Origin of the sequence: Streptosporangium sp. NPDC049644 (genome assembly GCF_040675205.1) — a bacterium.
GTDB classification, from domain to species: Bacteria; Actinomycetota; Actinomycetes; order Streptosporangiales; family Streptosporangiaceae; genus Streptosporangium; species Streptosporangium fukuiense.
Window position 1 is genome coordinate 1 of record NZ_JBFAOJ010000076.1, and the last position, 12,047, is coordinate 12,047.

The following is a 12,047-nucleotide window of genomic DNA, read 5'->3' on the forward strand; positions in this document are numbered from 1 at the left end:
AGACGGCCGGGGGGATTACACCCACCGGCCGTCTCGCGTTCGGGGCCTGCGCCGAGGCCCAGAAAGCCCTCAGAGGGCCGTTGAGCGCCCGTTCCGGCTCCAACGACCCCCTGCCGCCCACCAAACCGTCACAGGCGATTTAGGAATGTTTGTAGGCTTGATCGACTTAAAGGGCGTTTAAGGTCAGGCGTCGAGTTGTCGTCGTACCTCGCCGCTGTCCCAGTAGTCGGTGCGGTGCGCGATCAGGCCGTCGGTGTCGACCCGGAACCTGAACACCCCGCGCACCGTCACCGGCCTGCCGCCCGCCGAGGCCAGCCGGAACGACATCCGGTAGGCGAGCGACGCCCGGTCCCCCTCGACGAGGAGGTCCTCGACCTCGTAGCGCAGGTCCACGAAGTCGGCCAGGAAGCCGGTGAGGTTGGCGCGGTAGCCGTGCCTGCCGGTCACGCTCCGCCCCAGGGCCGAGGTGTGCTCGTTGACGAAGTCCTCGCTCACGCAGGCCGCGATCGCGTCGGCGTCGTGCGCGTTGAGCGCCTCGACGTACCGTGCGACCGCGGCCCGGGTGAGCTGTCCGCTCAGGAGGGGTCCGCCCACAGCTTGCGCACCGTGTTGAAGACCTGCTGGTTGTGGGAGATCTCGATGACGTTGCCGTCCGGGTCCTTCAGCGCGCAGATGTAGCCGACCGGGTCGGGCATGTCGCGCGGCTCCCAGTGCAGGCAGCCCAGCTCGCGCGCCCGCTCGGCGATGCCGTCCACGTCGGTACGCTCGGGCACCTCGATGCCGATGTGCGCGAACGGCGTCAGCAGCCCCAGCTGCCCGCCCTTGTCCTTGTTGAACGAGACGAGCACCAGGACCATCGGGGTCTCCACCTGCTTGTCGTTGGAGAGCCAGGCGCTCTCACCGTCGGCGTCGCGAAAACGCTCGACGACCACCAGCGGCGTCAGCGAGGTGTAGAACTCGATCGCCTTGTCGAGATCGCCGGTGGGCAGCGCGACGTGCGTCCATCTCGCCTGGGTCAGATCACTCATTGATTCCTCCAAATATCGTGCGTTTCACTGCGGATGGTCATCGGGGCCCGGCCTGAGCCCTGTCGTCAGGTGGACCCCCGTTCGAAGGGTTGGCCGAGCGCCCTGGGTTCACGGTTCTGGTTCGCGAACAGCAGCATCGCCAGCAGCGCGAGCAGGTACGGCGCCACCACGAGCAGCTGCGAGTTCATCGTCAGGCCCAGCGCGGGAAGTGCCAGGCGCATGGCGTCGGCCAGGCCGAAGAGCGCGCAGCCGATCAGGGTCCGCCGCAGCCGCCAGGCACCGAAGATCACCGCCGCGATGACGATGTAGCCGCGCCCGGCGGTCATGTTCTGGTTGAACGAGCCGACCTCGCCGACCGCCAGGTACGCGCCCCCCAGACCGGCCAGCGCGCCGCACCACAGCAGCGCTTGGCGGCGGCGCAGGTTGACCCGGATACCGGTGACGTCGGCGGCCTGGGGCTGCTCGCCGACCGCCCGCAACTCCAGGCCCCACCTGCTGCGCTCCACCAGCCACCAGGTCAGCGGGACGAGGACGAGCAGCAGGTAGACCGGCCAGCGCTCGACGAACAGCGGGTGGCCGATCAGCGGGATGTCGCGCAGCCAGGGAATGCTGACCTGCGACACCTGGTGCGACTCGAACGAACTGATCGTGATCAGGTAACTGGTCAGCCCGAGCACGAGGGCGTTGAGCACCAGGCCGACCACAAAGGTGTTGATCTCCAGCCGGTGCGAGAGGTTGCCGTGCACGAACCCGATCACGAGTCCGATCAGCACACCCGCGACCAGCCCGGTGGTGGCACTGCCGGTGGCGCTGGCCGTGGCGACCGAGCCGAACGCGGCGCCCAGCATCATCGCCTCGACGGAGATGTTCATGGCGCCGGCCCGCTCGGCGAGGTACTCCCCGCACGCCGCGAACGCCAGCGGGACGGCGAGCCTGATCCCGCTGGACAGGATGGTGGAGACGTCGTCTGCGCCGATCACGGGGCGACCCCCTCTGCGACGGGCGCGGGCCGGGACTCGGCGCGCGCGATACGGACGCCTGCCCTGCGCCGTCGGATCATGGCGACGACGACGGGCGGGGCGACGAAGGCCAGCACCAGCAGGGCCTTGACCACGTCCACGAGGAACGGGGGCACACCGGTCGCGGCGAGGAACCCGCCGCCGGAGCGCAGCACGCCGAAGAGCAGGGCGACGGGTACGGCCAGCAGTGGCCGGTTACGCGCGACCAGGGCGACCAGCATGCCGTCCCAGCCGATGTTCATCGACATGCCCGGCTGAAGCCGGTTGACTCCCACAGGGCTGGTCAGCAGCACTGCCCCGGCCAGACCGGCGAAGGCACCGGAGATGGCCAGCGCCATACCGCCCAGCGCGTTGACGCGCACCCCCGCGTGCTTGGCGGCGAGCGGGTTGAGTCCGAGCATGGTGAGCCGGAACCCCCACCGGCTGCGGGCGAGCGCCACGGCGACCACCGCGGTGCCGACCAGGGCGAGCAGCAGCCCCCCGTTGACCTGGAGGTTCGGATACTCCCCGATCGAGCCGAGCAGCGCGCCGGCCGGCAGCGGGTTGGACTGGGGCGAGACGACGCCGTCCCCGATCCGCGACTCCTGCAACAACCACGGCGTGTTCACCGCGAACGCGACGAGCTGCTGAGCGATGAAGATCATCAGTAGCGTGCTGACCACGATGTTGACGCCGCGGATCCGGTACATCAGCGCGCTGAGGGCCGCCCAGGCACCGCCCCCCAGTGCGGCGGCGAGCAGGACGATCACCAGCAGCACCGGCCCCGGGACCGCCAGGCGCAGGCCGACCCAGGCCCCGAAGAGGGCGCCGATCAGCACCTGGCCCTCCTGGCCGATGTTGAACGTGCCCGACCGGGCGCTGACGCAGGCGCCCACGGCGACCAGCAGCAGCGGTGCCACGTACAGCAGCGTGGAGCTCCAGGCCGTCCAGTCGGCCATGCTGCCTTGGAAGAGGGCCTGCACCGACGCCAGGGGGGATCCCCCGGTGACGGCGATCAGCAGTGACGACAGGGAGAGTGCCACGAGCACGCCCACGGCGGTCGCCAGGCCGTTCTGCCAGCCGCCCGCACTCGGGGTGAGGAAGGCCAGCAGGCGACGCCCGGAGGTGTCGTCCGTGCTGGGGACCGGATGGGGCTTTCGAGCCGGCTTCTGGGGGGAGTCCTGGCGGAGGTCCTCGCGGACTTCGTTCACGCGGCCACCCCGCCCACCAGCATCCCGAGCCGCTCGGCGGTGGCCTCCCCGGTGGAGAGCACGCCGGTGATCCTCCCGGAGGAGATCACCGCGATCCTGGAGGAGAGCGCCATGACCTCCTCCAGTTCGGTGGATATCAGCAGCACGGCCACTCCTCCTGACGCGACGTCGCGCAATCGCCGGTACATGTCCTCGATGGCGCCCACGTCCAGCCCGTGCGTGGGCTGCGCGGCGACCAGCACGAGCGGTCCCGCCGAGAGCTCGCGGGCGAGCACGACCCGCTGCTGGTTACCTCCCGACAGGCTGCGCACCGGGGTGTCCATCGACGGGGTGACGATGTTGAACTCGGCCGCCAGGCGGCGGGCCAGCTCCTGCGTCCTCCTGCGGCTGACGAACGCGCGGCCGCTCACGGCGTTCAGCGACTTCATGACCAGGTTCTCGGCGACGCTCATGTCCAGCACCACCCCGGATGCGTGCCGGTCCTCCGGCACGATGCCCAGCCCGGCCGCGTGCAGCGCCCCCGGGCGGTTCAGGTCCACCTGCCTGCCGGCGATCTCGACAGACCCGGAGTCCGGTACGACGAGCCCGGACAGCACGTCGCCCAGGTTCGACTGGCCGTTGCCCTCGACCCCGTACAGGCCGACGATCTCGCCGGGGGCGACGTCCAGGTCGAGGTCGGACAGCACGCGCACCCCGTCGACGGTGACGGTCAGGCCGCGCAGCCGCAGCGCGGCCACCGAGGCCTCCGAGGCCTCCGCCTTCCCCGTCCCGGATTCACCCGTCCGCGGGGGTTCGACCGGCAGCAGGCCGAGCGCCGCGGCCTCGCTGCCCAGGGAGACCTCCCTGCCCACCATCTGGCGGGCCAGCTCCGGCGGCCCTGTCTCCGCGGTCGCGCTCTGGAAGACGACCTTCCCCTTGCGCAGTACGGTCACCCGGTCGGTGGCCGCGGTGATCTCCGCCAGCTTGTGGCTGATCAGGATGACCGCGCGATTCTCCGAGCGGACCACGTGGCGCAGCACGCCGAACAGCTCGGCCGACTCCGCCTGGGTCAGCACGGACGTCGGCTCGTCGAGGATGAGCACCGACGGATCCCGGCGCAGGCATTTGATCAGCTCGACCCGCTGCCGCTCGCCCGCGGAGAGCCGCTCGACCCTGGCCAGCGGGTCGATCGGCAGGCCGTAGCGCTGGGAGACGTCCCGTACCTGGTCGCAGGCGGTGGCCTTGTCGATCCTCCCGGCATCGCCCAGGATGACGTTCTCCCAGACCGTCAGCGGTTCGATCAGGCTGAAGTGCTGGTGCACCATGCCGATGCCGAGCGCCACGGCCTTCTGCGGGCTGTCGATGTCGATCGGCTCGTCGTGGTGCAGGACGCTCCCGGCGTCCCGCTGGACGAGACCGAGCAGGATCTTCATGAGCGTCGACTTACCCGCCCCGTTCTCACCGAGTAGACCGTGGATCTCACCCTGGTGCACGGCGAGATCCACGGCGTCGCAGGCGACGACCGGACCGTAGCTCTTACTGATTCCCCGCAGCCGTAGCGCGGGCGCCGGTGGCGGGGCGAGCTCCCTCGCCCGTTCGTCCTCTGTCATGTCAGGAACCGAGCCTCTTCACTTCCGCCGCGGCGTCGATCTTCTTGCTGCCGACGTCGGCGATGAACTTCGCGAGCTTCTCCTTCTGCTCGGGCGTTCCATTGCACAGCTTCACCGTGGGGAACGGGTCGACGCCGAGTGTCCAGACCTTTTCCACGCCCATCTTGAGCTTGCCGGCCGCGAGCTCCTCCAGTGCGGCCTTGAAGTAGTCACCGGGGCTGTAGAGCACCGAGATGTCGTACTTGGGCTTGGTGGAATCGCATCGGTCGGTGCCGGGGGTGAGGGTGAGGGCACCGTTGGCGTTGGCCAGTTCCGCCGACGCGTCGGCCGCGCCGCCGAGGTACGGGTAGATCACCTTGACGCCCTGGCTGAGCTGGGCCTGGGTGGCCTCCTTGGCCTTGGCAGAGTCGTTGAGGTCACCGGTGTAGGTGGTCACCAGGGTGGCGTCGGGGAGCAGGGAGCGGATACCCGCCCGGAACCCCTTGACCGCCGTGGTGGTGAAGTCGATCTCGGGGCCGGTCACGAACCCGGCCTTGGTGTCTCCTCGCTCCTGCATGAGCAGGGCCGTGGCGTACCCCGCGGCCAGCATGCTCTGGTCCGGCACGTCGGTGGAGAGCATGATCTTAGGGGTCTGCTGGATGTTCACGGAGGAGGGCACGTACCAGGCGGTGTTGGCGCACACCGGCTCCTCGGATGCCGGCACCGCGTCCTTGAGCTCCGAGGCGCCGAGAGCCACCATGTCGACCTTCTGCTGGCAGAGCGCCCGCGCGGCGTTGAGCGCGTCACTGGTGTTGACGCTGCCGCGCTTGATGATCGTCCAGCCCTTCTCCTTGGCGAACGCCTCCGCCGTGTCGACGAAGCTCTGGTAGTAGCCCTTGTCGTTGATGTCACCCGGGCTCAGCACCCCGATGACGACCTTGCCGTCGCCGTTGATGTCCGGCTGGCCCGGCAGCACGCCGCCTTCGGTCTTCGCGCTCGCGTCGGCCGGGGCGGGGGCCGAAGCCTGGGGCGCGGTGGCGTCGTTACTCGCGCACCCGGCGAGCGCCAGCGCGCTCAGGCAGGCGGTCAGTGCGGCCGTGGCCCGGCCCCTTCGATAGTATGCGGCCATGACGATCCTCTCGATCTGAATGCTCTCGCACCGCCCACGGTGCGCGAGTGGGGGATGAATCTTGGTCGCCGGCGGGGGTTGCGGGCTTTAGCGGAGCCCCTCCCCTGCCCGCGTGGCAGGTCAGGCGAGCACCTCCTCGCCACCCGGCAGGTCGGCGTAGGCGATACGGTCCTGGCTGAAAATGGACTCCGGCGACGCCGCGACGAACCAGGGAAAGCCCATCCTGCCGACCGCGTGCACCTTGGTCGGATCGATCCTGGTGGGAGACGCCATGATCGACTCGTCCGCCGTTATGCAGACCACCTCGGCCAGCACGATGTGCACGCCCGAGAAGCAGGAGGACGAATCCCCCCGGTCGATGACCTCGCGTACCCGGCACTCCAGGTGCGCCGGGCTGTCGGCCAGCGACGGGGGCCGGACGACCTGCGACGGCACGGTCCGCCAGCCGACGAGACCGGCCTCGTCCACGCCGGCCGGATACTCCCTGGCCACCGTCTCGATATGGTCGGCCAGGGCGGTCGTGGTCACGTTGATCACGAACTCGCCCGAGGCGTTCAGGTTCACCCAGCTGTCCTTGGGCTCGTCCGTCGCCTCCCTGACCGAGCCCACCGTGACCGCGACCAGCGGAGGTTCCCCGGAGACCGGCATGTAGTAGCTGAACGGGGCGACGTTCACACCGCCCTTGGCGTCCAGCGTGGTGATCATCGCGATCGGGCGCGGCACGACGAGCTGGGAGAGCAGTCCCTGCTTCTGCGCCGGCGTCCTGTCTGCGAGATCGATGATCCTCATCCGCGTACTCCTTGGATGTACTCTTCCGCCGACAGGGCCTGCCAGCGGTGGGGAACGTCGATGCCGGTCCTGCGGAGCAGCGCGGCGGACCGTGCCCGCGCCTCCTCCGACAGGGCTTCGAGATCGACGGTGGTGATCCGGCGGTCGCGCACGACCACCTGACCGTCGACGAGGACATCCCGGACCGTGTGGCTCGGGGCGCCCCAGACGAGGTGGGTCGCGAGATCACCGCGCGGTGCCCAGACAGGGTCCCCGGTGTCCAGGACCACGAGGTCCGCGGCCTTGCCGACCTCGATCGAGCCGACGAGGTCGCCCAGGCCCACCGCTGCGGCGCCGTCGATCGTGGCCAGCGCGAACACCTGGTCGGCGCGGAGGACGGGCTGCACGTCGCGGTCGCGCTCCAGCGCGGCCAGCAGCCACGCGGCCCGCAGCAGGTCGGGCACGTCGCCCGCGTTGTGGGAGTCACACCCCAGGGCGACCCTGCCGCCTCGGCGTACGAGCTCGGCGTGCCGACCGGCGCGAGTGTAGCCCTGACCGAGGCGCAGGTACGCCCCGGGGCAGGACGCCACCGCGGTCCGCGTCTCGACGAGGGCGTCCAGCTCCGCGTCGTCGAGCCAGACGGCGTGGCCGAGCACCAGCCTCGGGCCCAGCACGCCCAGCTGCTCGAAGTGGAGCACCGGCCGCCTGCCCGCGCGCCGCGCGTAGGCGTGCACGTCCGCCTCGCCCGGCGAGATGTGCCAGGTGAGGCCGACCTCCAGCCGCTCGGCCAGCTCGGCGGCCCCGGTGAACAACTCGTCGCTCACCAGGTCGTGCCCCACCAGGGTGACCCAGCCGGTGACGGTCCCGCCCGGCGGCAGCGCGCGTACCGTCTCCTCCTGCAGGGCCAGGGTCTCGGCCGCGGGCAGCGCATGGAGGGCGCCGGGCGTGTCCCAGCCCCACCGGCCGACCCGGCCGCGGATACCGGCCGCCCGGAGCCCCGCCGCCACCCGTAGCGGGTGGGCCACGGTACCCGGCTCCAGGATGGTGGTGACCCCGCGCAGGAGCGACTCGGCGGCGGTCAGGGTGGCGGACAGCTCGTCGTCGTCACCGGTGACCTTGCCGTGCAGCGGGACGATCCAGTCGAAGATCGCCTCCTGGGAGTCGATGTCGTCCGGGATCATGCTGCGCACCAGCGGGTCGGCGGTGGTGTGCTGGTGGGCGTTGATCAGGCCCGGGACGACGACGCAGCCGCCCGCGTCGAGTTCGGCGGCGCCGGGGAAGTCCTTCCGCAGGGTGGCGGCGGGACCGATCGCGGCGATGCGCCCGCCGGTGACGGCGACGGTGGCGCCGGTGACCACCTCACGGCGCGGCGACATCGTCACCACGTCCCCGCCGACGATCAGCAGGGCGGCGTCATGCCCTGCCTGCTCCGGCCGCTCCCCCGTCATGGCCGCACCAGCACCCTGCCGACCAGATCGCGCGAGCGCTCCAGCCCGAAGCTCTCGTGCAGGTCCTCCAGGCCGCACTCGGCGGCGCGGAGGGTGCGCATGCCTCCCGCGAAGTAGGCGTCGAGCATGGCGGTGAAGTCGGCCGGGGCGTAGGCGCCGGCGCCCAGCAGGCGGAGCCCCCGGTGGTAGATCTCGGCGAGGGAGAGGGAGACCTGGTCACCGCTGGTGTTGCCGAAGGTCACCAGCCTGCCGCCGATCCGCAGGCAGCTCAGGGAGTGCCGCCAGGTGGCGGCGCCCACGTGGTCGAGGACGACGTCGGCGCCCCTGCCGCCCGTGTAGTCGCGGACCGCGTCGGCTATCGGGGCGTCGTTGCGCAGCAGCAGGTCGGCACCGAGCCCGGCCGCGACGGCGAGCTTCTCGTCGCTGCCGGCCACGGCCACCACCCGGGCGCCGGCCCGCTTGGCCAGCTGGACGGCGGCGATGCTGACGGAGCCGGCCGCGCCCTGGATCACCACGCAGTCGCCGGCGGTCACCTTCCCGACGGCGTAGGTGGCGTTCCAGGCGGTGCTCCACGGGGTGGGCAGCGCCGCGGCCTCGTCGAGGTCGACGTGGTCCGGCACCGGGTGCGCCAGGTCGGCGGGGACCGCCACGAACTCGGCGTAGCCGCCCGGCATGTTCCCGCCGATGACCCGCAGCCGGGCGCAGTGGCCGCGCTCACCGGCCAGGCAGTGCGGGCACGATCCGCAGCCCACCGTAGGATCGACCACGACCCGGTCTCCGGCCGTCAGGCCGGTGACCGCCGATCCGGTCGCCGCCACGCGGCCGGCGATGTCCATGCCGGCGATGTGCGGCAGGCTGAAGCCGGGGAGCACTCCGGGGCCGCGCCGCTGGAGCAGGTCGAGCCGGTTGAGGGCGCAGGCGCCGACCTGGACGACCACGTCGTGCGGGCCGGGCTCGGGGTCGGCGACCCGTTGCACGCTCACCGCCTCCGGGCCTCCGAAGGCCGTCTGGACCAGTGCTCGCAACTCTAACCCTCCAAGCGATCGTTATTCACGATGGCGTCTCGCATTGTGATTCATCGCCCGCAATGCGTCGTACTCTGCCGCCGCTCCGATAGGCGTGTCAATGCCTCTGAAGCCAACTGCCCCGCGCGTCACATGCTTGTTACATGCGGGTCGCGTGGCGTGAATATGCGCAGGTTGGAACGCTGCCATTTAACAGCCGCTCCGTCACTGCCACGTTCATTCCACCGAGGACCGGTCGAGCAGGCGTACCGCGACAGCCTTCTCCTGCGTGTACTCCCGCATGGCGGCGTACCCGCCGCCGCGGCTGAAGCCACTGTCCTTCTGCATGTTGAAGGGGAAGCCGATGACCCCGGCGTCGGCGAACTGGTTGACCGAGACCTGCCCCGAGCGCACCTCCTGGGCCAGACGCAGCGCCCGGGAGACGTCGCTGGTCCAGATGCACGCCAGCAGGCCGAAGTCGGTGTCGTTCATCATCTCCACCGCCTGCCGGGCGCCGGAGAACTCCTGCACGGCGAGCACCGGGCCGAACACCTCCTCCCTGGACAGCCGGGAGCGCGGGTCCACGCCGTCGAAGAGCGACGGCTGGACGAACCAGCCGCCGTCCGCCCGCTGCGCTGGACCGCCCCCGGTGACCAGGCGGGCACCCTCGGCCGGAGCGCCCTCCAGGAAGCCGAGCACCCGGTGGTACTGCGCCTCGTTGACCAGCGGCCCCATGTCGAGGTCGGCGTCCCACGGGCCGACCCGCACGGCGCGCATCGACTCCGCCACCCGCTCCACGACCTCGTCCCTGATGGACGCCTCGACGAGCAGCCTCGATCCCGCGTAACAGTTCTGCCCGGCGTTCTCGGTGATGGAGCCCACGATCGCCGGGATCGCGACGTCGAGATCGGCGTCGGCGAAGAGCACGTTGGGCGACTTGCCGCCCAACTCCAGCTTGACCGGCACCAGGTTGTCCGCCGCGGCCCGCATGATCGCGCGGCCGGTGGTCGTGGAGCCGACGAAACTGATGTGGTTCACACCGGGGTGTGAGGTGAGCGCGGCACCGGCGTCGGCGCCGACTCCGGCGAGCACGTTGAGCACGCCCGGCGGGAAACCGGCCCGCCGCGCCAGCTCCGCCAGCGCGAACGGCGCCAGCGGCGCCACCTCCGAGGGCTTGAGCACCACCGTGTTGCCCGCGGCCAGCGCGGGGGCCACGTTGGCCGCGGTGAGCACGGCGGGAACGTTCCAAGGGATGATGACCGCGCAGACGCCGTACGGCTCCTGCAGGGTGTAGCCAAGGTAGTCGGGGGTGCGGGTGGGAAGGGTCACGCCGGTCAGCTTGTCGGCGGCGCCCGCGAAGTACTCGATGATGCCCTGGGTGATGAAGATGTTCATCCGGCCACCCGACAGTGGCTTGCCCACGTCCCGGGCCTCGAAGCGGGCGAGGTCCTCGACATGCTCACCGATCAACTCCGACCAGCGGCGCAGCAGCCTGCCGCGCTCGGAGGCCGAGGTCGCGGCCCAGCCGGGAAAGGCCCGCCTGGCGGCCCGCACGGCGTCGTCCACGTCCGCTCGGCCCGCGCAGGCCACCGTCTGGATGGTCTGGCCGGTGGCGGGGTCGGCGACGCGGAGCTCACCGGCGTCACGAGCGGCTGCCCACTCTCCGTCGATCAGTTGCTGGGCGGAAGGGATCAGAAGTTCGGCCATGTCGGAATCCTTGACCCCCCTTGTTCTGCATGTCAAGATGCCATCTCGTTTTATGAAAATAGCTGTGGAGGATCCGTGCGTATCACCGCCGCCGTTCTGGAAACCTCCGGAGGGTCCTTCGCCCTCCGGGAGACAGAACTCGAAGAACCCCGCCCCGACGAGGTGCTGGTCCGGGTGAGCAGCACAGGCATCTGCGGTACCGACCTGGAGTTCGCCACCTTCTTCCCCACCCCCGCGGTGCTCGGCCACGAGGGTGCCGGGGTCGTGGAGCGGGTCGGCTCGCGGGTGACCTCGGTGGCCCCCGGTGACCACGTGGCGATGAGCTTCACCTCCTGCGGGACCTGTCCCCTCTGCCTGACCGGCTCCCCCGCCTACTGCCGGAGCTTCGACGCCCTCAACTTCGGCGGCAGGCGGCCCGACGGCTCCTCGGCACTCTCCCTGGACGGCGCGCCGGTCAACGGCCACTTCCTCGGGCAGTCGTCCTTCGCCACGCACGTCGTGGCGACCGAGCGCGCCGTCGTCCCCATCGACAGGAACATCGACCTGACCCATGTCGGCCCGTTCGGCTGCGGCCTGCAGACCGGCGCGGGCGGGGTGTTCAACGTGCTGCGCCCGTCCCCCGGCTCCTCGATCGCCGTCTTCGGGGCCGGCGCGGTGGGGGTCGCGGCGATCATCGCGGCGGCGATCAGCGGCTGCTCGGTCGTCGCGGCGGTCGACGTCAACGCCGCCAAGCTGGAGGCCGCCCGCTCCTACGGCGCGACGCACACGGTCGACTCCTCCGTCTCGGACTCCGCCGAGGCGCTGCGCGAGATCGCACCGCACGGCTTCGACTTCGTCATCGACACCACCGGCCGCCAGGACGTGCTGCGCACCGCCGTCGAGGCGCTCGGCCCGCTCGGCCGGTGCGGCGTGATCGGCGTCGGCCCCAGCCAGGAGATGAGCTTCGACTGGCGCAGCATCCTCAACGGGCGCACCGTCACCGGGATCATCGGGGGCAGCAGCCTCCCCCAGGTGTTCCTGCCCAGGCTGCTGGATCTGTACGCCGCGGGACGGTTCCCGGTGGACAGGATGATGACGTCCTACCCCTTCGAGCGGATCAACGAGGCGATCGCCGACCTGCGCGCCGGTAGGACCGCGAAGGCCGTCCTGACCTTCTGAGCTCCCGGTCCTCGCCGGAGACCGCGTG

The 12,047-nt window shown here is 70.8% G+C and carries 11 protein-coding genes; 1 reads left to right on the forward strand and 10 read right to left on the reverse strand.

What is annotated here, in order from left to right:
* Positions 1 to 183: 183 nt before the first annotated feature.
* The 10 genes from AB0J58_RS32200 to AB0J58_RS32245 all read right to left on the reverse strand — a co-directional run bounded on the left by AB0J58_RS32200 (position 184) and on the right by AB0J58_RS32245 (position 10,861).
* The gene (locus AB0J58_RS32200; RefSeq protein ID WP_364222934.1) at positions 184 to 594 is read right to left on the reverse strand and encodes a nuclear transport factor 2 family protein; all 411 of its coding nucleotides are present in this window, start codon (positions 592 to 594) and stop codon (positions 184 to 186) included.
* Entirely contained in the window at positions 576 to 1,028 is a 453-nt protein-coding gene (locus AB0J58_RS32205; protein WP_364154530.1) for a VOC family protein, read from the reverse strand. Before AB0J58_RS32205 ends, AB0J58_RS32200 begins: the two co-directional genes overlap by 19 nt.
* A gap of 65 nt (positions 1,029 to 1,093) precedes the next feature.
* A complete protein-coding gene (locus AB0J58_RS32210; protein WP_364222937.1) occupies positions 1,094 to 2,008 on the reverse strand; it encodes an ABC transporter permease in 915 nt (304 codons plus the stop codon).
* Positions 2,005 to 3,237, reverse strand: a complete 1,233-nt coding sequence (locus AB0J58_RS32215; protein WP_364222940.1) for an ABC transporter permease — start codon at positions 3,235 to 3,237, stop codon at positions 2,005 to 2,007. The genes AB0J58_RS32210 and AB0J58_RS32215 overlap by 4 nt, the downstream gene beginning before the upstream one ends.
* Positions 3,234 to 4,826 carry an ABC transporter ATP-binding protein gene (locus tag AB0J58_RS32220; protein ID WP_364222943.1) on the reverse strand — a complete coding sequence of 531 codons (1,593 nt, stop codon included), beginning with the start codon at positions 4,824 to 4,826 and terminating at the stop codon, positions 3,234 to 3,236. The genes AB0J58_RS32215 and AB0J58_RS32220 overlap by 4 nt, the downstream gene beginning before the upstream one ends.
* 1 nt (position 4,827) lies before the next feature.
* Positions 4,828 to 5,934, reverse strand: a complete 1,107-nt coding sequence (locus AB0J58_RS32225; RefSeq protein WP_364222946.1) for a BMP family ABC transporter substrate-binding protein — start codon at positions 5,932 to 5,934, stop codon at positions 4,828 to 4,830.
* Between the two features lie 120 nt (positions 5,935 to 6,054).
* Positions 6,055 to 6,723 (reverse strand): flavin reductase family protein, encoded by a 669-nt coding sequence (locus tag AB0J58_RS32230; protein WP_364222948.1) that lies wholly within the window; start codon positions 6,721 to 6,723, stop codon positions 6,055 to 6,057.
* Positions 6,720 to 8,150 (reverse strand): amidohydrolase family protein, encoded by a 1,431-nt coding sequence (locus tag AB0J58_RS32235; protein WP_364222951.1) that lies wholly within the window; start codon positions 8,148 to 8,150, stop codon positions 6,720 to 6,722. The genes AB0J58_RS32230 and AB0J58_RS32235 overlap by 4 nt, the downstream gene beginning before the upstream one ends.
* Positions 8,147 to 9,175 (reverse strand): zinc-binding dehydrogenase, encoded by a 1,029-nt coding sequence (locus AB0J58_RS32240; RefSeq protein WP_364222953.1) that lies wholly within the window; start codon positions 9,173 to 9,175, stop codon positions 8,147 to 8,149. The genes AB0J58_RS32235 and AB0J58_RS32240 overlap by 4 nt, the downstream gene beginning before the upstream one ends.
* A 216-nt stretch (positions 9,176 to 9,391) precedes the next feature.
* The gene (locus AB0J58_RS32245) at positions 9,392 to 10,861 is read right to left on the reverse strand and encodes an aldehyde dehydrogenase family protein (RefSeq protein WP_364222956.1); all 1,470 of its coding nucleotides are present in this window, start codon (positions 10,859 to 10,861) and stop codon (positions 9,392 to 9,394) included.
* Positions 10,862 to 10,936: 75 nt separating this feature from the next.
* Between AB0J58_RS32245 and AB0J58_RS32250 the strand changes: the two genes are divergently transcribed.
* A complete protein-coding gene (locus AB0J58_RS32250; protein ID WP_364222959.1) occupies positions 10,937 to 12,019 on the forward strand; it encodes an NAD(P)-dependent alcohol dehydrogenase in 1,083 nt (360 codons plus the stop codon).
* Positions 12,020 to 12,047: the final 28 nt, after the last annotated feature.

Coding starts and splice junctions, on each gene's coding strand:
- AB0J58_RS32205 (WP_364154530.1), bottom strand. CDS start 1,028: ATGAGTGATCTGACCCAGGCGAGATGGACGCACGTCGCGCTGCCCACC.
- AB0J58_RS32220 (WP_364222943.1), bottom strand. CDS start 4,826: ATGACAGAGGACGAACGGGCGAGGGAGCTCGCCCCGCCACCGGCGCCC.
- AB0J58_RS32225 (WP_364222946.1), bottom strand. CDS start 5,934: ATGGCCGCATACTATCGAAGGGGCCGGGCCACGGCCGCACTGACCGCC.
- AB0J58_RS32230 (WP_364222948.1), bottom strand. CDS start 6,723: ATGAGGATCATCGATCTCGCAGACAGGACGCCGGCGCAGAAGCAGGGA.
- AB0J58_RS32235 (WP_364222951.1), bottom strand. CDS start 8,150: ATGACGGGGGAGCGGCCGGAGCAGGCAGGGCATGACGCCGCCCTGCTG.
- AB0J58_RS32245 (WP_364222956.1), bottom strand. CDS start 10,861: ATGGCCGAACTTCTGATCCCTTCCGCCCAGCAACTGATCGACGGAGAG.